The 26,193-nt window shown below is 54.9% G+C and carries 23 protein-coding genes; 15 read left to right on the forward strand and 8 right to left on the reverse strand.

The window, feature by feature from the left end; genetic code table 11:
• Positions 1-95: 95 nt before the first annotated feature.
• A complete protein-coding gene (gene hemL / locus IM300_RS10005; protein WP_063450605.1) occupies positions 96-1,376 on the reverse strand; it encodes a glutamate-1-semialdehyde 2,1-aminomutase in 1,281 nt (426 codons plus the stop codon).
• 177 nt (positions 1,377-1,553) lie between these two features.
• Here hemL and clcA point away from each other — a divergent pair, with 177 nt between their 5' ends.
• Together clcA and erpA are read left to right on the forward strand one after the other, a co-directional pair.
• Entirely contained in the window at positions 1,554-2,954 is a 1,401-nt protein-coding gene (gene clcA, locus IM300_RS10010; RefSeq protein ID WP_063450604.1) for a H(+)/Cl(-) exchange transporter ClcA, read from the forward strand.
• 85 nt (positions 2,955-3,039) lie between these two features.
• Complete coding sequence (gene erpA / locus IM300_RS10015) at positions 3,040-3,384, forward strand: iron-sulfur cluster insertion protein ErpA (RefSeq protein ID WP_003856230.1); 345 nt, start codon at positions 3,040-3,042, stop codon at positions 3,382-3,384.
• Positions 3,385-3,442: 58 nt separating this feature from the next.
• Here erpA and IM300_RS10020 read toward each other — a convergent pair whose 3' ends face one another.
• From IM300_RS10020 to mtnN, 3 genes are read right to left on the reverse strand one after another with little or no spacing between them, the layout of a single operon-like run.
• A complete protein-coding gene (locus tag IM300_RS10020) occupies positions 3,443-4,066 on the reverse strand; it encodes a TRIC cation channel family protein (RefSeq protein WP_063450603.1) in 624 nt (207 codons plus the stop codon).
• A gap of 23 nt (positions 4,067-4,089) precedes the next feature.
• Positions 4,090-4,899: a vitamin B12 ABC transporter substrate-binding protein BtuF gene (gene btuF, locus IM300_RS10025; RefSeq protein ID WP_193036352.1), complete on the reverse strand. Its 810-nt coding sequence runs from the start codon at positions 4,897-4,899 to the stop codon at positions 4,090-4,092.
• On the reverse strand, positions 4,892-5,590 hold the full coding sequence (gene mtnN / locus IM300_RS10030; RefSeq protein ID WP_063867494.1) for a 5'-methylthioadenosine/S-adenosylhomocysteine nucleosidase: 699 nt from the start codon (positions 5,588-5,590) through the stop codon (positions 4,892-4,894). Before mtnN ends, btuF begins: the two co-directional genes overlap by 8 nt.
• Positions 5,591-5,672: 82 nt before the next feature.
• Between mtnN and dgt the strand changes: the two genes are divergently transcribed.
• The 3 genes from dgt to IM300_RS10045 all read left to right on the forward strand — a co-directional run bounded on the left by dgt (position 5,673) and on the right by IM300_RS10045 (position 10,060).
• Entirely contained in the window at positions 5,673-7,187 is a 1,515-nt protein-coding gene (gene dgt / locus IM300_RS10035) for a dGTPase (RefSeq protein ID WP_193036354.1), read from the forward strand.
• Between the two features lie 132 nt (positions 7,188-7,319).
• Positions 7,320-8,756 carry a serine endoprotease DegP gene (gene degP, locus IM300_RS10040; RefSeq protein WP_063867496.1) on the forward strand — a complete coding sequence of 479 codons (1,437 nt, stop codon included), beginning with the start codon at positions 7,320-7,322 and terminating at the stop codon, positions 8,754-8,756.
• A gap of 146 nt (positions 8,757-8,902) precedes the next feature.
• Positions 8,903-10,060: a CdaR family transcriptional regulator gene (locus tag IM300_RS10045; protein ID WP_003856217.1), complete on the forward strand. Its 1,158-nt coding sequence runs from the start codon at positions 8,903-8,905 to the stop codon at positions 10,058-10,060.
• An 89-nt stretch (positions 10,061-10,149) separates the two neighbouring features.
• On the opposite strand, the gene IM300_RS10050 is transcribed toward IM300_RS10045, so the two are convergent.
• The 4 genes from IM300_RS10050 to map form a co-directional block, all read right to left on the reverse strand.
• Entirely contained in the window at positions 10,150-10,539 is a 390-nt protein-coding gene (locus IM300_RS10050) for a DUF3461 family protein (RefSeq protein WP_063867497.1), read from the reverse strand.
• Positions 10,540-10,650: 111 nt separating this feature from the next.
• Complete coding sequence (gene dapD / locus IM300_RS10055) at positions 10,651-11,475, reverse strand: 2,3,4,5-tetrahydropyridine-2,6-dicarboxylate N-succinyltransferase (protein WP_003856214.1); 825 nt, start codon at positions 11,473-11,475, stop codon at positions 10,651-10,653.
• Positions 11,476-11,507: 32 nt separating this feature from the next.
• Positions 11,508-14,183 (reverse strand): bifunctional uridylyltransferase/uridylyl-removing protein GlnD, encoded by a 2,676-nt coding sequence (gene glnD / locus IM300_RS10060; protein ID WP_193036356.1) that lies wholly within the window; start codon positions 14,181-14,183, stop codon positions 11,508-11,510.
• A 62-nt stretch (positions 14,184-14,245) separates the two neighbouring features.
• A complete protein-coding gene (map, locus tag IM300_RS10065) occupies positions 14,246-15,040 on the reverse strand; it encodes a type I methionyl aminopeptidase (RefSeq protein ID WP_022647104.1) in 795 nt (264 codons plus the stop codon).
• Between the two features lie 321 nt (positions 15,041-15,361).
• On the opposite strand from map, the gene rpsB reads away from it, so the two are divergent.
• From rpsB to skp, 10 genes are all read left to right on the forward strand, one after another.
• Positions 15,362-16,087 carry a 30S ribosomal protein S2 gene (rpsB, locus tag IM300_RS10070; protein ID WP_003856207.1) on the forward strand — a complete coding sequence of 242 codons (726 nt, stop codon included), beginning with the start codon at positions 15,362-15,364 and terminating at the stop codon, positions 16,085-16,087.
• Positions 16,088-16,204: 117 nt separating this feature from the next.
• Positions 16,205-17,056, forward strand: coding sequence for a translation elongation factor Ts (gene tsf / locus IM300_RS10075; protein ID WP_006810044.1), 852 nt, complete (start codon positions 16,205-16,207; stop codon positions 17,054-17,056).
• A gap of 149 nt (positions 17,057-17,205) precedes the next feature.
• On the forward strand, positions 17,206-17,931 hold the full coding sequence (pyrH, locus tag IM300_RS10080) for a UMP kinase (protein ID WP_008501910.1): 726 nt from the start codon (positions 17,206-17,208) through the stop codon (positions 17,929-17,931).
• A 167-nt stretch (positions 17,932-18,098) separates the two neighbouring features.
• A complete protein-coding gene (gene frr / locus IM300_RS10085; RefSeq protein WP_003856180.1) occupies positions 18,099-18,656 on the forward strand; it encodes a ribosome recycling factor in 558 nt (185 codons plus the stop codon).
• Positions 18,657-18,748: 92 nt separating this feature from the next.
• A complete protein-coding gene (ispC, locus tag IM300_RS10090; RefSeq protein ID WP_193036358.1) occupies positions 18,749-19,948 on the forward strand; it encodes a 1-deoxy-D-xylulose-5-phosphate reductoisomerase in 1,200 nt (399 codons plus the stop codon).
• Positions 19,949-20,133: 185 nt separating this feature from the next.
• The gene (gene ispU / locus IM300_RS10095) at positions 20,134-20,892 is read left to right on the forward strand and encodes a (2E,6E)-farnesyl-diphosphate-specific ditrans,polycis-undecaprenyl-diphosphate synthase (RefSeq protein WP_003856176.1); all 759 of its coding nucleotides are present in this window, start codon (positions 20,134-20,136) and stop codon (positions 20,890-20,892) included.
• A gap of 12 nt (positions 20,893-20,904) precedes the next feature.
• Positions 20,905-21,762 carry a phosphatidate cytidylyltransferase gene (gene cdsA / locus IM300_RS10100; protein ID WP_023299368.1) on the forward strand — a complete coding sequence of 286 codons (858 nt, stop codon included), beginning with the start codon at positions 20,905-20,907 and terminating at the stop codon, positions 21,760-21,762.
• Positions 21,763-21,773: 11 nt separating this feature from the next.
• Positions 21,774-23,126, forward strand: coding sequence for a sigma E protease regulator RseP (gene rseP / locus IM300_RS10105; protein WP_063450594.1), 1,353 nt, complete (start codon positions 21,774-21,776; stop codon positions 23,124-23,126).
• Positions 23,127-23,157: 31 nt separating this feature from the next.
• Complete coding sequence (gene bamA, locus IM300_RS10110; protein ID WP_063450593.1) at positions 23,158-25,575, forward strand: outer membrane protein assembly factor BamA; 2,418 nt, start codon at positions 23,158-23,160, stop codon at positions 25,573-25,575.
• A gap of 123 nt (positions 25,576-25,698) precedes the next feature.
• Positions 25,699-26,193: a molecular chaperone Skp gene (gene skp / locus IM300_RS10115; protein ID WP_006810039.1), complete on the forward strand. Its 495-nt coding sequence runs from the start codon at positions 25,699-25,701 to the stop codon at positions 26,191-26,193.

Genomic DNA, 26,193 nt, shown 5'->3' on the forward strand with positions numbered 1-26,193 from the left:
CAGGTGCGGCCTGATGCCCTCACCCCGTCCCTCTCCCACCGGGAGAGGGAGAACATCGTAGGCCGGGTAAGCGTTAGCGCCACCCGGCAATGCCCTTAAAGCTTCGCAAACGCCTTACGCGCCGCGTCGATGGTGTTATTGATATCTTCTTCGCTGTGCGCCACGGACATAAAGCCCGCTTCAAACGCTGACGGGGCCAGGTACACGCCTTCTTCCAGCATCAGGTGGAAGAAGCGTTTAAAGCGTTCCACGTCGCACTTCACCACGTCCTGATAGCAGGTCACGGTTTTCGCTTCGGTGAAGAAAATCCCGAACATCCCGCCAACGTGGTTCACCACCAGCGGAATACCCGCTTCTTCTGCGGCTTCCAGCAGGCCATTCGCCAGTTGCGTCGTGCGGGCGGTCAGGGTTTCGTGGATGCCCGGCTGCGCGACTTCGGTCAGACAGGCGAAGCCCGCCGCCATCGCAATCGGGTTACCGGAGAGCGTGCCCGCCTGGTAAACCGGACCGGTTGGCGCCAGCGCGTCCATCACGTCCTTACGGCCGCCAAACGCGCCGACAGGCATGCCGCCGCCGATGATTTTGCCGAGGCAGGTCAAATCCGGCTCTACGCCGTAATATGACTGCGCGCCCGCCAGCGCTACGCGGAAGCCGGTCATCACTTCGTCGATGATCAGCAGTGCGCCAAACTCATCGCACAGCGCGCGCAGGCCCGGCAGGAAATCTGGCTGCGGTGGAATGCAGTTCATGTTGCCCGCCACCGGCTCAACGATAATGCAGGCGATCTCCTGCGGATACTGCTCGAACGCCGCACGAACGGTGTTCAGATCGTTATAGGTGCAGGTCAGCGTGTGCTTCGCGAAATCAGCCGGTACGCCCGGGGAGTTCGGCTGGCCGAGGGTCAGCGCGCCTGAACCGGCTTTCACCAGCAGGCAGTCGGCGTGGCCGTGATAACAGCCTTCGAACTTGATGATTTTGTCACGGCCGGTAAAACCGCGCGCCAGGCGGATAGCGCTCATGGTGGCTTCAGTACCGGAGTTCACCATACGCACCATGTCCATCGTTGGCACCAGCTCGGTGACCAGCTCCGCCATTTTGACTTCCATCTCGGTTGGCGCGCCGAAGCTCAGGCCGCGCTGAGCGGCTTCAATCACCGCGTTGCGGATCGCCGGGTGGTTATGCCCCAGCACCATCGGGCCCCAGGAGCCGACGTAATCGACATAGGCTTTGCCATCCACATCATACAGATACGCGCCGTCCGCACGTTCGATAAACAGCGGGGTGCCGCCCACGCCGGTAAAGGCGCGCACCGGAGAGTTCACGCCGCCCGGGATTAGCTCGCGGGCTGCACTGTAGAGGTTTTCAGACTTGCTCATGGCGTCGTTCCTGGTTCGTAGAAATAAGTTAAGAGGACTATTCTAAGTGATCCAGAAGAGGTTATAAAATTTTTGCCCCTCAACGGGCTTAACAATTGTTAAGTATTTTTCAGGGGACGAGGGGATTGTCTCTGGTAGAATCCTTGCGGCCTTTTGTATGACGAAACAGAACAGGTAATGAACGAGAACACGCCTTCTTTTGAACAACAACAATTTACGCGCGCGAAGCACCGGGTCAGCATCCGGCGGCTGCTCAACCGTGACAAAACCCCGTTAGCCATTCTGCTGGCAGCCGCCGTCGTGGGTACGCTGGCCGGGCTGGTGGGCGTCGCGTTTGAAAAAGCCGTCAACGCGGTGCTCAACTGGCGCATCGGTACCGTTGCCAGCTTTGCGGATCGGGAATGGCTGGTCTGGGTGTTGGCATTTGGCCTTTCGGCGCTGTTCGCCATGGTGGGGTATTTCCTGGTGCGTAAATTTGCGCCCGAAGCCGGCGGCTCGGGGATCCCCGAAATTGAAGGGGCGCTGGAAGAGCTGCGCCCGGTTCGCTGGTGGCGCGTGCTTCCCGTGAAATTCATCGGCGGGATGGGGACGCTCGGGGCGGGCATGGTGCTGGGTCGCGAAGGGCCAACGGTACAGCTGGGCGGCAACGTCGGGCGTATGGTCGGCGACCTGTTCCGCATGCGCAGCGCTGAAGCGCGCCATACGCTGCTGGCGACGGGGGCGGCGGCGGGGCTGTCTGCCGCGTTTAACGCACCGCTGGCGGGTATCCTGTTCATCATCGAAGAGATGCGCGCCCAGTTCCGCTACAACCTGATCTCCATTAAAGCGGTGTTTACCGGCGTGATTATGTCGAGCATTGTCTTTCGCCTCTTTAACGGCGAAGGGGCGGTGATTGAGGTTGGCAAGCTGACCAATGCCCCGGTCAATACCCTGTGGCTGTATCTGGTTCTTGGGATGATTTTTGGCATCGTCGGCCCGCTTTTTAATACCCTGATTTTACGTGCGCAGGATATGTTTCAGCGCATCCATGGCGGAAATACCACGAAATGGGTGCTGGTGGGAGGCCTGCTTGGCGGCGTGTGCGGGATCCTCGGCTTTATCGAACCGAACGCGGCGGGCGGCGGTTTCGGGCTGATTCCCATTGCCGCGGCGGGGAATTTCAGCGTGGGGCTGCTGCTGTTTATGTTTATCTCGCGGGTGATCACGACCGTGCTGTGCTTCTCCTCCGGCGCGCCGGGCGGCATTTTTGCCCCGATGCTGGCGCTGGGAACGCTGCTGGGCACGGCGTTTGGCATGGCGGCAGCGGTTGGCTTCCCGGCCTATCATCTGGATGCGGGGACGTTTGCGGTGGCAGGAATGGGGGCGCTGCTGGCGGCCTCCCTGCGCGCGCCGCTGACCGGGATCGTGCTGGTGCTGGAGATGACCGACAATTACCAGCTCATTTTGCCAATGATCATTACCTGCCTTGGCGCGACACTATTAGCCCAATTCCTGGGTGGAAAACCGCTATACTCCACCATTCTTGCCCGTACCCTGGCAAAACAGGAGGCTGAACAGGCCCTGAAGCAGAATACTTGAATGAATTACCAGGGTATTAGATAATGACAAAAAGAATTGGGTGATTTTTACCCAATAGCAGTCGCAGTATTCATGGGAGCATAAGATGAGTGATGACGTAGCGTTGCCGCTGGAATTTACCGAAGCCGCAGCGAAAAAAGTGAAAACCCTGATTGCCGACGAGGACAATCCGGACCTTAAACTGCGTGTTTATATTACCGGCGGCGGCTGTAGTGGCTTCCAGTATGGTTTTACCTTTGACGACCAGGTCAACGATGGTGATATGACTATCGAGAAACAGGGCGTCGCGCTGGTGGTTGACCCGATGAGCCTGCAATATCTTGTAGGCGGTTCAGTGGACTACACTGAAGGTCTGGAAGGTTCGCGCTTTGTGGTGACGAACCCGAACGCAACCAGCACCTGCGGGTGTGGTTCATCGTTCAGCATTTAAGCCTGAATGCGGATTCTAGGCCCGGTAAGCGCAGCGCCACCGGGCTTATCAACAACCCCTACCTTGAATTTTCATCCAGCGCAAACGTCGGCAGCTTTAGGTGCCAGCGTATCGCCGCTAAACGGATCGCCAGCGTGACCACCATCCCCAGCATCGCCGCATTTTCCAGCGGGACAGCGAAGGTGTAATACGCCGTGGCGTGAACAATTCCCCCAATGATACAGGCCGTCGCGTAGATTTCCGTTCGCAGGATCATCGGGACTTCTCGCGCCAGAATGTCGCGAATAATCCCCCCGCCCACGCCGGTCAGTACGCCCATGCAGATCGCCACCAGCGGCCCTGTCCCGGCAATAAAGGCTTTGTTGACGCCTATGCCCACAAAGACGGCCAGGCCGACGGCGTCCAGCACCGGCAGCACCCATTTGGGGAGCCTGCGCGGCTGACGCACCAGCACGATGGTCAGCAGGCAGGTGACCATTGCCACCACCAGATCCGTCGGATCTTTTACCCAGAATACCGGGCCGTTTGCCAGCGCCATATCGCGGATCGTTCCGCCGCCTACCGCCGTAACGACGCCGAGCACCAGTACGCCAAAGGGATCCATGCGCAGTTTTCCGGCAAGCAGAACGCCGGAGATAGCAAAAACGGCTGTGCCAAGAATATCCAGCCAATACACGAGCATCGTTAAATCCTCGAATAGGGTATTTATCTGTTTGAGTGACGCTCTGCCAGTTCGGCGCAGAGTTGTTTTGCGGCGAGGATAATACGCGGGCTGGCGCGTTCAAACCAGTCGCTGTTGAGGGCGATCACCGGAATTTTAAGCTGGTGATGCCAGAATTGTTTAATTTTGGGAATGTCGCTCGCATTTCCGACCACCACAATGGCCTGCGGCTGTCGCGCCAGAACCTGCTCACGGCTGACCTGCGGCCACGGCACCCGGCTTTCGGCAAAGATATTTTCACCTCCACAGGTCTCAAGCACCTGATTCTGGATCGAACCTTTCCCGGTAGTGAACAGCGGCTGGCTGCCAAATTGCAGAAAAACGCGTTGTTTCGGCTGTGTGCCGTACCGGGCTTTTAGCGCGGCAAAATCGTTGAGCATCTGCTGTGCTGCCTGCCCGGCGCGTTGTGGGGTCGGGCTAAAGGGCGCGAGGTCACGCAGGGCTTGCGCCACCTGTTCGATGCTCACCGCATCCACCCATTTCACGGTTATTCCCAGCGATGAGAGCTGGTTCACCTGTCGTTCGGCATTACCGCCGCGCCAGGCAAGGACGAGATCGGGCTTGAGCGCCACAATGCGTTCCAGGTTCATTCCCTGCCAGGTGGCAACCTGTTCGATATGGGCGGCCTGCGGCGGGTAATCGGAAAAGCTGCTCACCGCAACGGGCGTGATCCCCGCGGCAAACGCCAGTTCCGTGTTGGCAGGGGAGAGGGTAATCACCCGCGGCGCGGCGGTGAGCCAGGCCGGGGCGAGCAGAAGCAGGACGACCAGCGCCCTGAAGGACACCTTACCCACGCGCCAGTTTCTGCACCAGGGTTTCCACCATCACGGTGGACTGTTTTGCCGCAACGGCCAGGAATTCGTCGAAGCTGATGTGGGACTGCTGGTCCGCCACGTCAGAGATCGCGCGAACGACCACGAACGGCACGCTGAAGTTATGGCACACGTGCGCGATGGCCGTGGCTTCCATTTCAACGGCGACAGCCTGCGGGAAGTTATGACGGATTTTCGCCAGACCGACAGAGCCGTTGATAAAGGCATCGCCGCTGACGATCAGGCCACGTACTGCGTTGAGGTTCAGCTCGTTGATGCAGCTTTCAGCGGCGGTAATCAGCTTATCATCCGCCTTAAACCCGGCCGGGCAGCCCGGAAGCTGGCCATATTCGTAGCCAAATGCGGTGACGTCTGCATCGTGGTAACGCGCTTCGTCGGAAACCACGATATCACCCACTTTCAGCGTCGGCGCCAGACCGCCCGCAGAGCCTGTGTTAATGATAACGTCAGGCTTGCAGCGCTCAAGCAGCAGGGTCGCGCCCAGGGCCGCTGCAACTTTACCGATGCCTGATTTCAGCAGAGCCACGTCAACGCCGTTCAGCTGGCCGGTGTAGATCTCACAGCCACCGAGGGAGAGGGTCTGACGGTTCTCAATTTTGTCACGCAGCAGCGTAACTTCTTCTTCCATTGCACCAATAATGCCGATTTTCATAGATTTACTCGCGATGTGCCTTGTTAAGATGCATAGTCTATCATGCGGTTAAGGGGAAACGCATTCTCACGCGGGGGAGCACATGGCACCAATCGATTTTCGCACCAAAATTAACTGGCATCGACGTTTCCGTTCGCCGCAGGGCGATAAGAGCGAACATGAGATCCTGCGTATTTTCGAAAGCGATCGCGGACGCATCATCAACTCGCCTGCTATCCGCCGGTTACAGCAAAAAACCCAGGTCTTCCCGCTGGAGCGTAACGCTGCGGTGCGTACGCGGTTAACGCACTCCATGGAAGTGCAGCAGGTGGGGCGCTACATTGCAAAAGAGATCCTCAGCCGTCTCAAAGAGCAACGTCTGCTGGAAACCTACGGGCTGGATGAACTGACCGGGCCGTTCGAAAGCATCGTTGAGATGGCCTGCCTGATGCACGATATCGGCAATCCGCCCTTTGGTCATTTCGGCGAGGCCGCCATCAATGACTGGTTTAAACAGCGGCTTTTTCCCTCTGACGCCATAAGCCAGCCGCTTAGCGATGACCGCTGCGTGGTCCGCGATTTATGCCTGCGCGAGGGCGAAGAGAGCCTGAACGACCTGCGCCGCAAGGTGCGTCAGGATCTGTGTCATTTTGAAGGTAACGCGCAGGGTATTCGCCTGGTGCACTCCCTGATGCGCATGAATCTGACCTGGGCGCAGGTGGGCTGCATTCTGAAATACACGCGTCCCGCGTGGTGGATGGGGGAAGCGCCCGCCACCCATACCTACCTGATGAAAAAACCGGGCTATTACCTGTCGGAAGAAGCGTACGTTGAACGGCTGCGTAAAGAACTTTCGCTGACGCCAAATGGCCGTTTTCCATTGACGTGGATTATGGAAGCCGCCGACGATATTTCCTATTGCGTGGCCGACCTGGAAGATGCGGTTGAAAAAAGAATATTCAGCGTCGAAGAGCTGTATCAGCATCTTCATGATGCCTGGGGGGAGCATGAAAAAGGGTCTCTGTTTGCGCAGGTCGTCGAAAATGCGTGGGAGAAATCGCGTTCAAATACCCTGAGCCGCAGCACCGAAGATCAGTTCTTTATGTATTTGCGGGTCAATACGCTGAATAAACTGGTGCCGTATGCGGCCGCCCGTTTTATTGATAATTTGCCGATGATATTTAGCGGGGAATTTAATCATGCCCTGCTGGAAGATGAGAGCAGTTTTAGTCAGCTTCTTGAATTATATAAAAACGTGGCGGTTCGCCATGTTTTCAGCCACCCGGATGTCGAACAGCTCGAGCTGCAAGGATACCGGGTTATCAGTGGGTTGCTGGAGATCTATGGCCCACTGCTCCAGCTGACGGTCGATGAGTTCAGCGAACTGGTAGAAAATGAGCGAGTTCGCCGTCTGCCAATTGAATCTCGCCTCTATCAGAAGCTTTCAACCCGTCACAGGCTGGCATACATTGAAGCCGTCAGTAAAATAGATCGCCATTCTTCACAATGGCTGGTTATGGAATATTATTATCGCTGCCGGCTTATCCAGGACTATATCAGCGGGATGACCGATTTGTATGCCTGGGATGAATACCGCAAGCTGATGGCCGTTGAATAAGCCATGAGTTTTGTAAAGACGACCAATAAATTTTTACTTTTTCCATAAACTTAATCCCGGAACTAAGCGGTATAAAACGAATCTGAGTTACACAGCAATTTTGCGTTATCTGGTAAATCGAGATTGAGAAACATGAAAAAAACCACATTAGCAATGAGTGCACTGGCTCTGAGTTTAGGTTTAGCGCTGTCCCCTCTGGCAGCGACGGCAGCCGAGACAGCTTCCTCGGCAGCGACTGCGCAGCAGATGCCAAGCCTGGCCCCGATGCTCGAAAAAGTGATGCCATCGGTGGTGAGTATTAACGTTGAGGGCAGCACAACCGTCAATACGCCGCGTATGCCGCGTAATTTCCAGCAGTTCTTCGGCGACAATTCGCCCTTCTGCCAGGACGGTTCGCCATTCCAGAGCTCCCCGTTCTGTCAGGGCGGCGGTGCAGGGGATGACGGCATGGGCGGCGGCCAGCAGCAGAAATTCATGGCACTTGGCTCGGGCGTGATCATTGATGCAGCCAAAGGCTACGTGGTGACCAATAACCACGTGGTAGATAATGCGAACGTTATTAAAGTGCAGATGAGCGATGGCCGTAAATTCGATGCCAAAGTGGTCGGTAAAGACCCGCGCTCCGACATTGCGCTGATTCAAATTCAGGATCCGAAGAACCTGACGGCGATTAAGCTTGCCGATTCCGACGCGCTGCGCGTCGGTGACTACACCGTCGCCATCGGCAACCCGTTTGGTCTGGGCGAAACCGTGACCTCGGGTATCGTCTCTGCGCTGGGACGCAGTGGCCTGAACGCAGAAAACTATGAAAACTTCATCCAGACGGATGCGGCCATTAACCGCGGTAACTCCGGTGGTGCGCTGGTGAACCTGAACGGCGAGCTGATCGGTATCAACACCGCTATCCTCGCACCGGACGGTGGCAACATCGGTATCGGCTTCGCTATTCCGAGTAACATGGTGAAAAACCTCACTGCGCAGATGGTCCAGTATGGGCAGGTGAAACGCGGTGAGCTGGGTATCATGGGTACCGAACTGAACTCAGAGCTGGCGAAGGCGATGAAGGTGGATGCTCAGCGCGGCGCGTTCGTAAGCCAGGTCATGCCGAACTCCTCGGCGGCGAAGGCCGGTATCAAAGCGGGTGACGTGATCACCTCTCTGAACGGTAAGCCGATCAGCAGCTTTGCCGCCCTGCGTGCGGAAGTTGGTTCTATGCCAATCGGCAGTAAAGTGACCCTCGGCCTGCTGCGTGAAGGTAAGCCGGTCAACGTGAGCCTGGAACTTCAGCAGAGCAGCCAGAATCAGGTGGATTCCAGCACCATCTTCAGCGGTATTGAAGGTGCCGAGATGAGCAACAAAGGGGCAGATAAAGGCGTGGTGGTGAACAACGTGAAAGCGAACTCACCTGCTGCCCGTATCGGCCTGAAAAAAGGTGATGTGATCATGGGCGCTAACCAGCAGCCGGTGAAAAACATTGCTGAACTGCGCAAAATCCTCGACAGCAAGCCTTCCGTGCTGGCGCTGAATATTCAGCGTGGTGATACCTCTATTTATCTCCTGATGCAGTAATCTTCTTAAGCCCCTGTTCGCAGGGGCTTTCTCGTTTCTGTGACCTTTCCCACAACTCCATACATCTCTCTCTGCCTTTGGGCATCTGCACAATGCAGCCTTAGCTGAACTTCCCTATGCTTGAGCTCTGCTCACGGGAGGGTTATATGGCTGGCTGGCATCTGGATACCAAAATGGCGCAGGATATCGTGGCGCGAACCATGCGCATCATCGATACCAATATCAACGTAATGGATGCCCGCGGGCGCATTATCGGCAGCGGCGATCGTGAGCGTATTGGTGAATTGCACGAAGGCGCGTTGCTGGTGCTCTCTCAGGGGCGCGTGGTCGACATTGACGACGCCGTGGCGAAACATCTGCACGGGGTCCGTCAGGGGATCAACCTGCCGCTGCGTCTGGAAGGGGAAATTGTTGGCGTTATCGGACTGACCGGCGATCCTGAATCGCTGCGTAAATACGGCGAGCTGGTCTGCATGACGGCGGAGATGATGCTGGAGCAGTCGCGCCTGATGCACCTGCTTGCCCAGGACAGCCGCCTGCGTGAAGAGCTGGTGATGAATCTGATCCAGGCGGAGGAGCATACGCCAGCCCTGAGCGAGTGGGCGCAGCGTCTGGGCATTGACCTGAACCAGCCCCGCGTGGTTGCCGTCATCGAGGTAGATAGCGGTCAGCTTGGCGTAGACAGCGCCATGGTAGAGCTCCAGCAGTTGCAAAACATGCTGGCGACGCCGGAGCGTAACAACCTGGTGGCGATTGTCTCTTTGACGGAAATGGTGGTGCTTAAGCCTGCGCTTAACCAGTTTGGTCGCTGGGACGCGGAAGATCATCGTCGTCGCGTGGAGCTGCTCATCGAGCGCATGAAGGAGAACGGTCAGCTCCGTTTTCGCGTCGCGCTGGGGAATTATTTTACCGGTCCGGGGAGTATCGCCCGTTCATGGCGAACCGCGCGCACCACCATGATGGTAGGTAAACAGCGCATGCCGGAGAGCCGCAGTTATTTCTATCAGGACTTGATGCTGCCGGTCCTGCTCGACAGCCTGCGCGGTGGCTGGCAGGCCAATGAGCTGGCGCGTCCGCTGGTGCGTCTGAAAGCAATGGACAACAACGGTCTGCTGCGCCGCACGTTGCAGGCGTGGTTCCGGCATAACGTGCAGCCGCTGGCAACGTCAAAAGCGCTGTTTATTCATCGTAATACGCTTGAGTATCGGCTAAACCGCATCTCGGAGCTGACGGGGCTGGATTTAGGGAATTTTGACGACCGGCTGCTGCTGTATGTGGCGTTGCAGCTGGATGAGCAGAGATGATGCTGTTTGCCGGGTGGCGGCTTCGCCTTACCCGGCCTACATGCGTTCGTAGGCCCGGTAAGCGAAGCGCCACCGGGCAATAAAACGGCTCATTTGTTACGCGTCAATTTCTCAAGATCTGCTTCAATCTCGCTGATCTTATTGGTGACGACGCTTTCAAGGTGACGAAGATCGTCAAGGATCTTACGTTTTAAATCGATTTCGCTGCGATCGCGCTGGCAGATCTGATCGAGTTCGTCGATCACATAGCGCAGGTTAGGGCTGATTTCCTGTACTTCTTTATATCCCTGACCGATACCGTCAGCGACAACGGTCTTACGCTGGCGTGGGTATTTAAACTTCACGCTTTTGGCGAAAAACTCTCCTTTGTCCTTGTGAAAATAGATTTTCAAAATATCGTTATTCGCTTCCTGGCGGAGACTATAACGATCAATTTCATCAGGATTGGTAATGCCCAGACTTTTCAGATTATCGTACATAGCGGTACCCTTGATCTCAACATAACCTATGAATAATTAACGAAAAAATCTATTTCCGCCACCTTCAGATATAAAAAAAGCGGGGTTGCCCCCGCTTTTTGTTATACCTGATTAATCGATGGTGCGCAGCAGTTCGTTGATACCCACCTTACCGCGGGTTTTCGCGTCCACTTTTTTCACGATAACCGCGCAGTACAGGCTGTATTTACCGTCTTTAGACGGCAGGTTGCCGGAGACCACAACGGAACCGGCTGGTACGCGGCCGTAATGGATTTCACCGGTTTCGCGGTCGTAAATACGGGTGCTCTGACCGATGTAGACGCCCATGGAGATCACTGAACCTTCTTCGACGATCACGCCTTCAACCACTTCGGAACGCGCGCCGATGAAGCAGTTGTCTTCGATGATGGTTGGGTTGGCCTGAAGTGGCTCCAGAACGCCACCGATGCCCACGCCGCCGGACAGGTGAACGTTTTTACCGATCTGCGCGCAGGAACCGACGGTGGCCCAGGTGTCTACCATGGTGCCTTCGTCAACGTAGGCGCCGATGTTCACGTAGGATGGCATCAGCACGGTATTGCGTGCGATGAAGGCACCCTGACGAACCGCCGCCGGTGGCACCACGCGGAAGCCCTCTTTCTGGAAGCGCGCTTCGTCGTAGTCCGCAAATTTCATTGGCACTTTGTCAAAGTAGCGGCTTTCTGCTCCGTCGATAACCTGGTTATCGTTGATACGGAAAGAGAGCAGCACAGCTTTCTTCAGCCATTGATGAGTGACCCACTGACCGTCGATTTTTTCTGCCACGCGCAGTGCGCCGGAATCCAGCAGGGAAATAACCTGGTTAACCGCTTCACGGGTCACGGTATCCACATTTGCCGGAGTGATGTCGGCGCGACGCTCAAAAGCGGACTCAATAACGTTCTGTAACTGCTGCATTGTTTACTCTTTCCATTTCACTAAAAAACACGTCACCCTTTATCGTTTGGATTGAGGGCTGCTGTCAACCGTTGTTGCACTTCAAGTTGCAGGTCATTATTAAGGGCACGCCGGTCGGCGGTGGCGATTATAAATAAATCTTCTACTCGCTCGCCAATGGTTGTAATTCGGGCGCCGTGAAGCGAAATTCCCAGATCGGCAAAAACCTGGCCGACGCGGGCGAGCAGCCCTGGCTGGTCGAGCGCGATCAGCTCCAGGAACGATTTACGATCGGTATGGGTCGGCAGGAAATTCACCTCGGTATCGACGGTAAAGTGGCGCAGTTTCGCCGGCTGACGGCGCGGCTGCGGCGGCTGCCAGCTGCGCTGGGTAATCGCCTGTTCCAGACCAAAGCGTATTCCTTCATGACGATCGGCTGAGAGCGGGCTGCCGTCCGGCTCCAGCACAATAAAGGTGTCCATGGCCATGCCGTCGCGGGTGGTAAAAATCTGCGCGTCGTGAACGCTCAGGTTACGCCTGTCCAGCTCTGCACAGACCGCAGCAAACAAATAGGGCCGGTCCGGGCTCCAGATAAAGATCTCCGTCCCGCCGCGCGTGGCCTGCGGGCTGAGCAGGATCATCGGTTTCGTCAGGTCATGCTTCAGCAGATGTCGGGCGTGCCATGCAAGCTGGTTTGGGCTGTGGCGCACAAAATAGTTGGCGCGACAGCGCGCCCAAATCTGATGCAGCGCCTCTTCGTTGATGTTATCCATGCGCAGCAGGGCCAGCGCCTGCAACTGGTGGTGACGCACGCGCTCGCGCATGTCCGGGGTGTTCTGCATCCCGCGACGCAGCTGTTTTTCGGTGGCGAAGTACAGCTCGCGCAGCAGGCTTTGCTTCCAGCTGTTCCACAGGGTTTCGTTGGTGGCGCAGATATCGGCCACCGTCAGGCAGACCAGATAGCGCAGGCGGTTTTCCGTTTGTACCTCTTCGGCGAACTGCTTGATCACTTCCGGATCCTGAATGTCACGACGCTGAGCGGTAACCGACATCAGCAGATGATGGCGAACCAGCCAGGCCACCAGCTGCGTTTCGCGCGAGTTCAGGCCGTGCAGCTCGGCAAATTTCAGTACGTCCTGGGCACCGAGTACGGAGTGGTCGCCGCCGCGTCCTTTGGCGATGTCGTGGAACAGGGCGGCAATCAGGATCAGCTCCGGGTGCGCCAGACGTGGCCACAAATCAACGCACAGCGGATGGCGAGATCGCGTTTCTTCTTTAGCGAAACTTTCCAGCTTCAGCATGACGCGGATCGTGTGCTCATCTACCGTATAGGCGTGAAACAGGTCAAACTGCATCTGCCCGACAATATGCGACCACTGCGGCATATAGGCCCACAGCACGCTGTGGCGGTGCATCGGCAGCAGACCGCGGCTGACGGCACCCGGATGACGAAGCATGCTCAGGAACAGCGAGCGCGCCTCCGGGATGTAGCACAGCGGTTGCTTCAGATGACGCCGTGCATGGCGCAGGTGGCGCAGGGTGGTGGAGTAGATCCCGGTAATGGTGCTGCTGCGCACCATGGTGTAAAACATTCGCAGGATCGCTTCCGGTTCGCGGATGAACAGCGTTTCGTCGCGCAGATCGATCAGCGTGCCGCGCAGCTGAAACTCGTCATCAATCGGACGCGGTTTTTCATCCGCCGTCAGCGCGAGGATCGCCTCATCGAACAGCTGCAACAGCATCTGGTTGAGTTCAGAGACGCGGCGGGTGACGCGGAAGAAATCCTTCATCATCTGCTCAACCGGCTCGTTGCCTTCGCCCTGGTAGTTCAGACGCTGCGCCACGCTGAGCTGGCGGTCAAACAGCAGGCGGTTATCATAGCGGGTGACTTCCAGATGCAGGGCAAAACGGATGCGCCAGAGCAGGTGCAGACACTCATTGAGTTCGTTACGTTCGGCTTCGGTCAGAAAACCGAAACCGACCATTTCGTCCAGCGAAGTTGCCCCAAAATGGCGTCGGGCGACCCATTGCAGCGTGTGAATATCGCGCAGGCCACCGGGGCTGCTTTTGATATCCGGCTCAAGATTATAGCTGGTGCCATGATAGCGCTGGTGGCGCTGGTTTTGTTCTTCGACTTTTGCGGCGAAGAATTTTTCCGAGGGCCAGAAGCCGTCGCTAAATATGTGCTTTTGCAGCTCGAGGAACAGCGCCACGTCGCCAATCAGCAGGCGGGTTTCAATCAGGTTGGTGGCGACGGTCAGGTCAGATAACCCCTCCAGCAGACACTCTTCCAGCGTGCGCACGCTGTGGCCCACCTCCAGCTTTACGTCCCAGAGCAGGGTCAGCAGTTCACCGATTTTTTGCGCCCGATCGTCCGGCAGTTTTTTACGGCTTAAGATCAGCAGGTCGATATCAGAGAGCGGATGCAGTTCACCCCGGCCATAACCGCCGACCGCAACCAGCGCGACGTCGCTCACCTGCCCGAAACCGTAGTCGATCCACAGACGTTGCAGGAGCTGGTCGATAAACTCGGTACGCGCTTCAATGAGCTGCTCGGCTGACACGCCTGCGTCAAACGCGCTACCCAGCCAGCGATGGAAAACCGCCATATGGGCTTTGATATGCGCGCAGGTCAGCTCATGCGCCGGCCAGACGCCCGGGTTGTCAGGCTGGTCGGGGAGGGTGGGAAGAGCCGTGTTAGCATACTGTTCGGGTAAAAGATTACTCATCGTGCGCCACCCATAAGAAAAAGCTATCGCCATTAAAAAAGCCGGCATTCGCCGGCTTCTTATCACTCAATGTTCGTCAGTATCGCCGGGATGGTGTCATCCTTGCGCAAGGTCATAATTTCGCAGCCGTTGTCTGTTACCACAATAGTATGCTCGTACTGGGCCGACAAGCTTCTGTCCTTGGTTTTTACCGTCCAGCCATCTTTCATGGTGCGGATGCGGTAATCGCCCGCGTTGACCATTGGCTCAATGGTGAAGGTCATGCCTTTTTGCAGGACCACGCCGCCGTCGTCAGCATCGTAATGCAGCACCTGTGGCTCTTCGTGGAACACGCGGCCAATGCCGTGACCGCAGTATTCGCGCACCACGGAGAAACCTTCCGCTTCCACGAACTTCTGAATTGCCGCGCCGATAGTGCGCAGGCGGATGCCCGGCTTCACCATCTTCAGCGCCAGGTAGAGGCTGTCCTGGGTGACTTTGCACAGGCGCTCGCCCAGAATGGTTGGCTTGCCAACGATGAACATCTTAGAGGTGTCACCGTGGTAGTCGTCTTTAATGACGGTCACGTCGATGTTGACGATGTCGCCATCTTTCAGCAATTTCTCGTCATCCGGAATGCCGTGGCAAACCACTTCATTGATAGAGATGCAGACGGATTTCGGGAAACCGTGATAGCCCAGGCAGGCGGAGACCGCGTGCTGCTCGTTGACGATATAGTCGTTACAGATGCGATCCAGTTCGCCAGTGCTGACGCCCGGTTTCACAAACGGTTCGATCATTTCCAGCACGTCCGCGGCCAGACGACCGGCGACGCGCATCTTTTCAATTTCTTCAGGTGTCTTAATAGAGATAGCCATGTAATCTGTCCATCGGTGTCGATTTTTTCGACAATACTAGTGTAAGTGTTGTCAATGGTATCAGTCAGGCGCACCCCGTGCCAAATTGAGAATCATTAACAGCACACTCAGCCAACAATTATTGGTTTCCGACCGTGTTTTATGGTATAAAGCGCGCCGGACTTCCGATCCATCTCAGATACACAGGCTGGACGGGAGCGACAAATCTCACTTTGTGTAACAACACACACGTATCGGCACATATTCCGGGGTGCCCTTCGGGGTCGGTAATATGGGATACGTGGAGGCATAACCCCAACTTTTAATATAGAGGTTTTAAACATGGCAACTGTTTCCATGCGCGACATGCTCAAGGCTGGTGTTCACTTCGGTCACCAGACCCGTTACTGGAACCCGAAAATGAAGCCTTTCATCTTCGGCGCGCGTAACAAAGTTCACATCATCAACCTTGAGAAAACTGTACCAATGTTCAACGAAGCCCTGGCTGAGCTGAACAAGATCTCTTCCCGTAAAGGTAAGATTCTGTTCGTTGGTACTAAGCGCGCTGCAAGCGAAGCTGTGAAAGATGCTGCTAACAGCTGCGACCAGTTCTTCGTGAACCATCGCTGGTTGGGCGGCATGCTGACCAACTGGAAAACTGTTCGTCAGTCCATCAAGCGCCTGAAAGATCTGGAAACCCAGTCTCAGGACGGTACTTTCGATAAGCTGACTAAGAAAGAAGCGCTGATGCGCACTCGTGAGCTGGACAAGCTGGAAAACAGCCTGGGCGGTATCAAAGATATGGGCGGCCTGCCAGACGCGCTGTTCGTAATCGATGCAGACCACGAGCACATCGCAATCAAAGAAGCTAACAACCTGGGTATCCCGGTATTCGCTATCGTTGATACCAACTCCGATCCGGACGGTGTTGACTTCGTTATCCCGGGTAACGACGACGCAATCCGTGCTGTTAGCCTGTACCTGAGCGCTGTAGCTGCTACCGTTCGTGAAGGCCGTTCCCAGGATCTGGCTTCTCAGGCGGAAGAAAGCTTCGTAGAAGCTGAATAATAAGGTTTTACCCCTTATTAGTACCGTGTATGAATAGGGGCCCATTATCGGCCCCTTTTTTCAATTTATACTGTTTGGCTCCCGGCCGGGCAGTTCACATCTCCCGAGGATTTAAGAATGGCTGAAATTACCGCATCCCTGGTAAAAGAGCTGCGTGAGCGTACTGGCGCAGGCATGATGGATTGCAAAAAAGCGCTGACCGAAGCGAACGGCGACATCGAGCTGGCAATCGAAAACATGCGTAAATCCGGTGCGATCAAAGCAGCTAAGAAAGCAGGCAACGTGGCTGCTGACGGCGTGATCATCACCAAAATCGACGGCACCTACGGCATCATTCTGGAAGTTAACTGCCAGACTGACTTCGTTGCTAAAGATGCTGGTTTCCAGGCATTTGCTAACAAAGTTCTGGACGCAGCGGTTGCAGGCAAAATCACTGACGTTGAAGTGCTGAAAGCACAGTTCGAAGAAGAGCGTGTTGCGCTGGTTGCTAAGATCGGTGAGAACATCAACATACGTCGCGTTGCTTCCCTGGAAGGTGACGTTCTGGGCTCTTACCAGCACGGCGCGCGTATCGGTGTTCTGGTTGCGGCTAAAGGCGCTGACGAAGAGCTGGTTAAACAGCTGGCAATGCACATCGCTGCAAGCAAGCCAGAATTCGTTAAGCCAGAAGACGTGTCTGCTGAAGTGGTAGAGAAAGAGTACCAGGTTCAGCTGGACATCGCGATGCAGTCTGGTAAGCCAAAAGAAATCGCAGAGAAAATGGTTGAAGGCCGCATGAAGAAATTCACCGGCGAAGTTTCTCTGACTGGCCAGCCTTTCGTAATGGATCCAAGCAAGTCTGTTGCTCAGCTGCTGAAAGAGCACAACGCTGACGTGACTGGCTTCATCCGCTTCGAAGTGGGCGAAGGCATCGAGAAAGTTGAGACTGACTTCGCAGCAGAAGTTGCTGCAATGTCCAAGCAGTCTTAATGATGCAAAAGGAGCCGCCTGAGGGCGGCTTCTTTTTGTCACCCGTCTCACGAAATCAGACAGGCTCCAGTATCGCTGTGCTGATATGCGACATATCATGTCGCCAGAATTAACCCCATCTTAATCGTTGACAGTCTCAGGAAAGAAACATGGCTACCAATGCAAAACCCGTGTACAAACGCATTCTGCTTAAGCTGAGTGGCGAAGCGCTGCAAGGATCGGAAGGCTTCGGTATTGACGCAAGCATCCTTGATCGCATGGCACAGGAAATCAAAGAACTGGTCGAACTGGGTATTCAGGTTGGCGTGGTCATTGGCGGTGGCAACCTTTTCCGTGGTGCTGGTCTGGCGAAAGCGGGGATGAACCGCGTTGTGGGCGACCACATGGGTATGCTGGCAACCGTGATGAATGGCCTGGCGATGCGTGATGCGCTTCATCGCGCTTATGTGAACGCTCGCCTGATGTCCGCGATTCCTTTGAATGGCGTATGCGATAACTACAGTTGGGCAGAGGCCATCAGCCTGCTGCGCAACAACCGCGTGGTGATCCTCTCCGCCGGTACGGGTAACCCGTTCTTTACCACCGATTCCGCTGCCTGCCTGCGCGGTATCGAAATCGAGGCCGATGTGGTGCTGAAAGCGACCAAAGTGGATGGCGTGTTTACTGCCGATCCGGCAAAAGATCCGTCTGCGACCATGTACGATCAGCTGAGCTACAGCGAAGTGCTGGATAAAGAGCTGAAAGTGATGGATCTTGCCGCCTTTACGCTGGCTCGTGACCACAAACTGCCGATTCGTGTCTTCAACATGAACAAGCCTGGCGCGCTGCGTCGCGTTGTTATGGGCGAAAAAGAAGGCACTTTGATCACGGAATAATTTCCGTCGACGATAAATACAGGTAAGATTCCGCTTTACTTTGTAGTGGTATCTTACCTGGACGCGCCTTTGGCGCTGTCATGATTTAAACGCGACTATACTTAGCACACCTGTAGCGCTGTGCTGGCGGATAGTCTGCCTGAGACAAGTTTTCAAGGATTCGTAACGTGATTAACGACATCAGAAAAGATGCTGAAGTACGCATGGACAAATGCGTAGAAGCGTTCAAAAACCAAATCAGCAAAATCCGTACTGGCCGTGCTTCCCCAAGCCTGCTGGATGGCATCATCGTAGAATACTACGGTACGCCTACGCCACTGCGTCAGCTGGCGAGCGTGACGGTAGAAGATACCCGTACCCTGAAAATCAACGTGTTCGATCGCTCGATGAGCCCGGCCGTAGAAAAAGCCATTATGGCATCTGACTTGGGTCTGAACCCAAGCTCAGCGGGCGCGGACATTCGCGTTCCACTGCCTCCGCTGACGGAAGAGCGTCGTAAAGACTTGATCAAAGTCGTGCGTGGTGAAGCTGAGCAGGGTCGCGTTTCCGTACGTAACGTGCGTCGCGATGCGAACGATAAAGTGAAAGCGCTGCTAAAAGAAAAAGAGATCAGCGAAGACGACGATCGTCGTTCACAGGACGACATTCAGAAAATGACCGACGCGGCGATCAAGAAAATTGATGCGGCGCTGGCAGAAAAAGAAGCGGAACTGATGCAGTTCTGATTTTCGCTGTACACTGATAAACGCCGTTCAGAAGGACATTGAGTCTTGCTGGCGGCGTTTTGCTTTTATCTGGTCTAACTTTTGGGCATCTCATGAAGCATCTCACTCTCCTCGGCTCGACTGGCTCTATCGGTTGCAGCACTCTCGACGTTGTTCGTCATAACCCTGACAGCTATACCGTGACCGCTCTCGTGGCCGGAAAAAACGTGCAGCGAATGGTCGAGCAGTGTCTGGAGTTTACCCCCCATTTTGCGGTGATGGATGATGAAGAGAGCGCCCGGCAGGTGAAAGCGCTGTTACTGGAGAAGGGCAGCCGTACCGAGGTGCTCAGCGGGCAACAGGCGGCCTGCGATATGGCGGCGCTGGATGAGGTTGATCAGGTGATGGCGGCAATCGTCGGGGCGGCGGGTCTTCTGCCGACGCTTGCCGCTATTGATGCGGGAAAAGATGTCCTGCTCGCGAACAAAGAGTCGCTGGTTACCTGCGGACGCCTGTTTATGGAGGCGGTAAAACAGCGTGGGGCGCGTCTATTGCCGGTCGATAGCGAGCACAACGCGATTTTTCAGAGTTTGCCTCAACCTTTTCAGCAGAACCTGGGGTACGCTGACCTCGAGCAGAATGGGGTTGTGTCGATTCTGCTTACCGGGTCTGGTGGCCCGTTCCGTGAAACGCCACTGTCTGAACTGCGCGCAATGACGCCGGATCAGGCGTGTCGCCATCCGAACTGGTCGATGGGGCGTAAAATCTCCGTCGATTCGGCCACCATGATGAATAAAGGTCTGGAATACATTGAAGCTCGCTGGCTGTTTAACGCGTCGGCGAAACAGATGGAAGTGCTGATCCACCCGCAGTCGGTGATTCACTCAATGGTGCGCTATCAGGACGGCAGCGTGCTGGCGCAGTTGGGCGAACCGGATATGCGTACGCCTATTGCTCATTCGATGGCGTGGCCAAACCGCGTGAAATCCGGCGTAAAGCCGCTCGACTTTTGCAGGCTGAGTTCACTGACGTTTAGCGAGCCGGATTACGACCGATATCCGTGCCTGAAGCTGGCGATGACGGCGTTCGATCAGGGGCAGGCGGCGACAACAGCGCTTAATGCAGCCAATGAAGTGACCGTTGAAGCCTTTCTGAATCAGCAGATCCGCTTTACTGATATCGCCGCGTTGAATTTAACCGTGCTGGAGATGATGGATCTGCGTGAGCCACAAAGTGTGGAAGAGGTGCTGGCCGTGGATGCACAGGCACGTATTGTTGCGCGTAAACAGGTGACACGTCTCGCAAGCTGGTGATAAAGCAAGCACTAGTCGTCGTGCTATTTGTTAGCGTTGGGCTTCAGTGATATAGTCTGCGCCACCTGATCGCAGGTATTTGGCTTTAAGTGGTCAGGTAAGCCGTGGTTTGACACGGCTTTTTTATGTATAGGCTTCAGTATTCCTGTGTACCGTTAAATCCTTTCAGGGACTAAAAACGCGTTATGTTGTCTGCGAATCAACCAATAAGCGAAAACTTGCCAGCACATGGCTGTCGCCATGTTGCAATCATCATGGATGGCAATGGCCGCTGGGCGAAAAGACAAGGGAAGATACGAGCCTTTGGGCATAAAGCTGGGGCGAAATCTGTTCGCCGCGCCGTTTCTTTTGCCGCCAATAACGGCATTGATGCGTTAACGCTCTATGCTTTTAGTAGTGAAAACTGGAATCGACCTGCGCAGGAAGTGACTGCGTTGATGGAACTGTTTGTGTGGGCGCTCGATAGCGAAGTAAAAAGCCTGCACCGCCACAACGTCCGCCTGCGTATTATTGGCGAAACCAGTCGTTTTAACTCACGTCTACAGGAACGGATTCGCAAAGCAGAAGCGCTGACGGAAAATAATACCGGCCTGACGCTCAATATCGCGGCGAATTACGGCGGACGCTGGGATATTATCCAGGGGGTTCGGCATTTGGCTGAGCAGGTTCAGGAAGGGCTGCTAAGACCCGACCAGATTGATGAAGAGGCGCTGAGTCAGCAAATCTGCATGAATGAACTGGCACCCGTGGATTTGGTTATAAGGACAGGGGGGGAACATCGCATCAGTAACTTTTTGCTGTGGCAAATTGCCTACGCCGAACTTTACTTTACGGATGTTCTTTGGCCAGATTTTGATGAACAAGACTTTGAAGGTGCGCTGCATGCCTTTGCCAATCGAGAGCGTCGTTTCGGCGGCACCGAGCCTGGTGGCGATAACGCCTGATGGGGGTAGCTTTTGCTGAAGTATCGCCTGATTTCCGCTTTTGTATTAATACCCGTCGTTATCGCAGCGCTGTTTTTACTGCCTCCGGTGGGATTCGCTATTGTTACGCTGGTGGTGTGTATGCTCGCCGCGTGGGAATGGGGGCAGCTTAGCGGCTTTACCTCGCGCACTCAGCGGGTATGGCTGGCGGTACTCTGTGGTTTTTTACTGGCCCTGATGCTGTATACCTTGCCTGAATACCATCACGACGTTCACCAGCCGCTGGTGGCCGGATCTTTATGGATATCGCTGGCGTGGTGGATTGCTGCGCTTGTTTTAGTGCTTTTCTATCCGGGCTCTGCGGCAATCTGGCGTAACTCTAAAGTGTTGCGCCTTATTTTTGGCCTGCTCACCATCGTTCCGTTTTTCTGGGGAATGGTTGCGCTGCGCGCCTGGCACTATGACGAAAACCACTACAGCGGCGCGATATGGCTGCTTTATGTCATGATTCTCGTCTGGGGGGCTGACTCCGGGGCCTATATGTTTGGTAAACTGTTTGGCAAACATAAGCTGGCGCCAAAAGTTTCTCCAGGTAAAACCTGGCAAGGCTTCATCGGCGGCCTGTTTACGGCGGCGATCATCTCCTGGGGCTATGGCGTCTGGGCGAATCTTGAGGTTGCCCCCTCAACGCTGCTGATATGTTCGATTTTCGCGGCGCTGGCATCGGTACTGGGTGATTTAACCGAGAGTATGTTTAAGCGTGAAGCAGGGATTAAGGACAGTGGTCACCTGATTCCAGGACACGGCGGAATACTGGATCGCATTGACAGCCTGACAGCGGCTGTTCCAGTGTTTGCTTGCCTGCTTTTACTGGTGTTTGGGACGATATAACGGAAGGTTTTATGCTGAGCATTCTCTGGAATCTGGCGGCGTTCATTGTTGCACTGGGTGTACTGATTACCGTGCATGAATTTGGCCATTTCTGGGTTGCCCGGCGCTGTGGTGTACGGGTAGAGCGATTCTCGATTGGCTTTGGCAAATCGCTCTGGAAGCGCACCGATAAGCATGGCACCGAGTTTGTCATTGCTCTGATTCCCCTGGGCGGCTACGTCAAAATGCTCGACGAACGCGTTGAGCCCGTCGCCCCGGAACTTCGACATAGCGCGTTTAACAACAAAACCGTTGGACAACGTGCTGCCATCATCGCTGCCGGCCCGGTAGCCAATTTCATCTTTGCTATCTTCGCCTACTGGCTGGTGTTTATCATCGGCGTGCCTGGCGTGCGCCCGGTTGTGGGCGAAATCACCACGGGTTCCATTGCGGCAACGGCGCAAATTGCACCGGGAATGGAACTTAAAGCGATTGATGGTATCGAAACCCCTGATTGGGATGCCGTGAGGTTACAACTGGTCGCCAAAATCGGTGATGAGCAGACAACCGTCAGCGTATCGCCTTTTGGTTCCGACCAGCGGCAGGAAAAAGTGCTGGATTTACGCCACTGGCGCTTCGAGCCTGATAAAGAAGATCCCGTCGCCGCACTGGGGATTCGCCCGCGCGGCGCGCAGATCGAGCCGGTGTTAGCCGAAGTACAGTCTCATTCGGCGGCAAGTAAAGCAGGTTTACAAGCGGGTGACAGGATCGTTAAAGTCGATGGTCAACCATTAACACAATGGATGACCTTTGTTACTCTGGTGCGCGATAATCCAGGCACGCCGCTCGCGCTGGAAGTGGAAAGGCAGGGGAGTTCGCTCTCGCTGACCCTCACCCCGGATACCAAATCGGGCGGCGGTAAGGCGGAAGGGTTTGCCGGCGTTGTGCCGAAAGTGATCCCACTGCCAGATGAGTACAAGACAATACGCCAGTATGGGCCGTTTAGCGCCATCGTTGAGGCCACGGATAAAACATGGCAGCTGATGAAGCTAACGGTCAACATGTTGGGGAAATTGATAACCGGTGATGTCAAACTGAACAACCTCAGTGGGCCAATTTCGATTGCTCAGGGGGCTGGGATGTCAGCGGAGTTCGGGGTGATTTACTATCTCATGTTCCTTGCGCTGATTAGCGTGAACCTGGGGATAATCAACCTGTTCCCGCTTCCCGTATTAGATGGGGGCCATCTGCTGTTTTTAGCGATTGAAAAGCTAAAAGGCGGACCGGTATCCGAGCGAGTTCAAGACTTTAGTTATCGCATTGGCTCGATTTTGCTGGTGCTGTTAATGGGGCTTGCACTTTTCAATGATTTCTCTCGGTTGTAAGAGAGTTAGTTAGGAAGAACGCATAATAACGATGGCGATGAAAAAGTTGCTCATAGCGTCGCTGCTGTTTAGCAGCGCGACCGTATACGGTGCTGACGGGTTCGTAGTGAAAGATATTCATTTCGAAGGCCTTCAGCGTGTCGCCGTTGGTGCGGCCCTCCTCAGTATGCCTGTGCGCCCCGGCGATACGGTTAATGATGAAGATATCAGTAACACCATCCGTGCTCTGTTTGCCACCGGCAACTTTGAGGACGTCCGCGTCCTGCGCGATGGTGATACGCTGGTGGTTCAGGTAAAAGAACGTCCAACGATTGCCAGCATCACTTTCTCCGGTAACAAGTCGGTGAAAGATGACATGCTCAAGCAGAACCTTGAGGCATCGGGTGTTCGTGTGGGGGAATCTCTGGACCGCACAACGCTTGCAGACATTGAAAAAGGTCTGGAAGACTTCTACTACAGCGTCGGTAAGTACAGCGCGAGCGTGAAAGCGGTTGTCACTCCGCTGCCGCGTAACCGTGTTGACCTGAAGCTGGTCTTCCAGGAAGGTGTTTCTGCGAAGATCCAGCAGATCAACATCGTGGGTAACCACGCCTTCAGCACCGACGAACTGATCTCCAACTTCCAGCTGCGTGACGAAGTGCCGTGGTGGAACGTGGTGGGCGATCGTAAATACCAGAAACAGAAGCTGGCGGGTGACCTTGAAACCCTGCGTAGCTACTACCTGGATCGCGGTTACGCCCGTTTCAACATCGATTCAACTCAGGTGAGTCTGACTCCGGACAAGAAAGGTATCTACATTACCGTTAACATCACAGAAGGCGATAAGTACACGCTTTCGGGTGTAGAAGTCAGCGGCAACCTGGCAGGGCATTCAGCTGAAATTGAATCTCTGACCAAAATTCAGCCGGGCGATCTGTACAGCGGTTCTAAAGTGACCAAAATGGAAGACAGCATTAAGAAGCTGCTCGGCCGTTATGGTTATGCGTATCCGCGCGTGCAAACGCAGCCGGAAATTAACGACACGGATAAAACCGTTAAGCTTCACGTTAACGTTGATGCGGGCAACCGTTTCTACGTGCGTAAGATCCGCTTCGAAGGTAACGACACCTCTAAAGATTCCGTTCTGCGCCGTGAAATGCGCCAGATGGAAGGGGCATGGCTGGGAAGCGATCTGGTAGACCAGGGTAAAGAGCGTCTGAACCGTCTGGGCTACTTCGAAACGGTTGATACCGATACGCAGCGTGTACCGGGCCGTCCGGATCAGGTTGATGTTGTTTATAAAGTTAAAGAACGTAATACCGGTAGCTTCAACTTTGGTATTGGTTACGGTACTGAAAGTGGCGTGAGCTTCCAGGTTGGCGTTCAGCAGGATAACTGGCTGGGTACAGGCTACTCTGTCGGGATCAACGGGACGAAAAACGACTACCAGACCTATTCTGAGTTCTCGGTGACTAACCCATACTTCACCGTTGACGGTGTAAGCCTGGGCGGTCGTATCTTCTATAACGACTTTAAAGCGGACGATGCGGACCTCTCCTCGTATACCAATAAGAGTTACGGTCTGGATGGTACGCTCGGCTTCCCGGTTAACGAATACAACACCCTGCGTGCAGGTTTAGGGTACGTGCATAACGACCTGTCCAATATGCAACCGCAGGTGGCGATGTGGCGTTATCTGGATTCCATCGGCCAGTCGGCGAGTACGTCCAGCGATGACAACGGTTTCGCCGCGGATGACTTCACCTTCAACTACGGTTGGACCTACAACCGTCTTGACCGTGGCTTCTTCCCAACGGAAGGTTCACGCGTCAACCTGAACGGTAAAGTGACGATCCCGGGCTCCGATAACGAGTTCTATAAGGTCACGCTGGATACGGCGTCCTACTTCCCAATTGATGACGACCACAAGTGGGTCGTGCTGGGTCGTACCCGCTGGGGCTATGGTGACGGTATCGGAAGCAAAGAGCTGCCGTTCTATGAGAACTTCTACGCCGGTGGTTCAAGCACCGTTCGTGGCTTCCAGTCCAATAACATTGGTCCGAAAGCGGTTTACTACGGCGGTAATGACGAAGATAACTGCGCAAGCCGCGATCCAAAACAGGTCTGTAGCTCAGACGATGCGGTAGGCGGTAACGCTATGGCCGTGGCGAGCCTCGAGTTCATCACGCCGACGCCGTTTATCAGCGATAAGTACGCGAACTCTGTCCGTACCTCCTTCTTTATGGATGCAGGTACGGTGTGGGATACCAACTGGGAGAACACCGCCCAGATGCGTGCAGCGGGCGTTCCGGACTATAGCGATCCGGGCAACATTCGCATGTCCGCAGGTATCGCATTACAATGGATGTCACCGCTGGGGCCGTTGGTCTTCTCTTACGCCCAGCCGTTTAAGAAATACGATGGAGACAAAGCGGAGCAGTTCCAGTTTAACATTGGTAAAACCTGGTAATAATCCGCTGCAATGGAATGCGTTGGCAGTGTAGCGCTGACAACCGGCGATCGGTAAAACGGTCGCCTTGCCACGCAAAGAACGGCACCCCACGGGTGCCAATGGGATGGTAAGGAGTTAATTGTGAAAAAGTGGTTATTAGCTGCAGGTCTCGGTTTAGCGATGGCAACTTCTGCTCAGGCAGCGGACAAAATTGCAATCGTCAACATGGGTAATTTGTTCCAGCAGGTCGCGCAGAAAACCGGTGTTTCTGCAACGCTGGAAAACGAATTCAAAGGCCGTGCGAGCGAACTGCAACGTATGGAAGGTGATCTTCAGTCCAAGATGCAGCGTTTACAGCGTGATGGTTCTACCATGAAAGCGAGCGAGCGCAGCAAACTGGAAAAAGACGTCATGTCTCAGCGCCAGACCTTCTCTCAGAAAGCGCAGGCTTTCGAGCAGGATCGTCAGCGTCGTTCTAACGAAGAGCGTGGCAAGCTGGTGACTCGCATTCAGTCTGCGGTTAAAGCAGTAGCAGCCGATCAGAGCATCGATCTGGTTGTTGATGCGAACGCCGTTGCATTCAACAGCAGCGATGTTAAAGACATCACCGCTGATGTTCTGAAACAGGTTAAATAA

The organism is Enterobacter cloacae complex sp. I2 (assembly GCF_014896205.1).
GTDB lineage: Bacteria > Pseudomonadota > Gammaproteobacteria > Enterobacterales > Enterobacteriaceae > Enterobacter > Enterobacter quasihormaechei.

Excerpts from the sequence above, each read along its gene's own strand:
- rpsB (WP_003856207.1), top strand. The coding sequence starts at position 15,362 with ATGGCAACTGTTTCCATGCGCGACATGCTCAAGGCTGGTGTTCACTTC.
- map (WP_022647104.1), bottom strand. The coding sequence starts at position 15,040 with ATGGCTATCTCTATTAAGACACCTGAAGAAATTGAAAAGATGCGCGTC.
- bamA (WP_063450593.1), top strand. The coding sequence starts at position 23,158 with ATGGCGATGAAAAAGTTGCTCATAGCGTCGCTGCTGTTTAGCAGCGCG.
- clcA (WP_063450604.1), top strand. The coding sequence starts at position 1,554 with ATGAACGAGAACACGCCTTCTTTTGAACAACAACAATTTACGCGCGCG.
- dapD (WP_003856214.1), bottom strand. The coding sequence starts at position 11,475 with ATGCAGCAGTTACAGAACGTTATTGAGTCCGCTTTTGAGCGTCGCGCC.
- erpA (WP_003856230.1), top strand. The coding sequence starts at position 3,040 with ATGAGTGATGACGTAGCGTTGCCGCTGGAATTTACCGAAGCCGCAGCG.
- mtnN (WP_063867494.1), bottom strand. The coding sequence starts at position 5,590 with ATGAAAATCGGCATTATTGGTGCAATGGAAGAAGAAGTTACGCTGCTG.
- tsf (WP_006810044.1), top strand. The coding sequence starts at position 16,205 with ATGGCTGAAATTACCGCATCCCTGGTAAAAGAGCTGCGTGAGCGTACT.
- ispU (WP_003856176.1), top strand. The coding sequence starts at position 20,134 with ATGTTGTCTGCGAATCAACCAATAAGCGAAAACTTGCCAGCACATGGC.
- ispC (WP_193036358.1), top strand. The coding sequence starts at position 18,749 with ATGAAGCATCTCACTCTCCTCGGCTCGACTGGCTCTATCGGTTGCAGC.
- IM300_RS10050 (WP_063867497.1), bottom strand. The coding sequence starts at position 10,539 with ATGTACGATAATCTGAAAAGTCTGGGCATTACCAATCCTGATGAAATT.
- IM300_RS10020 (WP_063450603.1), bottom strand. The coding sequence starts at position 4,066 with ATGCTCGTGTATTGGCTGGATATTCTTGGCACAGCCGTTTTTGCTATC.
- pyrH (WP_008501910.1), top strand. The coding sequence starts at position 17,206 with ATGGCTACCAATGCAAAACCCGTGTACAAACGCATTCTGCTTAAGCTG.
- glnD (WP_193036356.1), bottom strand. The coding sequence starts at position 14,183 with ATGAGTAATCTTTTACCCGAACAGTATGCTAACACGGCTCTTCCCACC.
- hemL (WP_063450605.1), bottom strand. The coding sequence starts at position 1,376 with ATGAGCAAGTCTGAAAACCTCTACAGTGCAGCCCGCGAGCTAATCCCG.
- IM300_RS10045 (WP_003856217.1), top strand. The coding sequence starts at position 8,903 with ATGGCTGGCTGGCATCTGGATACCAAAATGGCGCAGGATATCGTGGCG.
- dgt (WP_193036354.1), top strand. The coding sequence starts at position 5,673 with ATGGCACCAATCGATTTTCGCACCAAAATTAACTGGCATCGACGTTTC.
- degP (WP_063867496.1), top strand. The coding sequence starts at position 7,320 with ATGAAAAAAACCACATTAGCAATGAGTGCACTGGCTCTGAGTTTAGGT.
- rseP (WP_063450594.1), top strand. The coding sequence starts at position 21,774 with ATGCTGAGCATTCTCTGGAATCTGGCGGCGTTCATTGTTGCACTGGGT.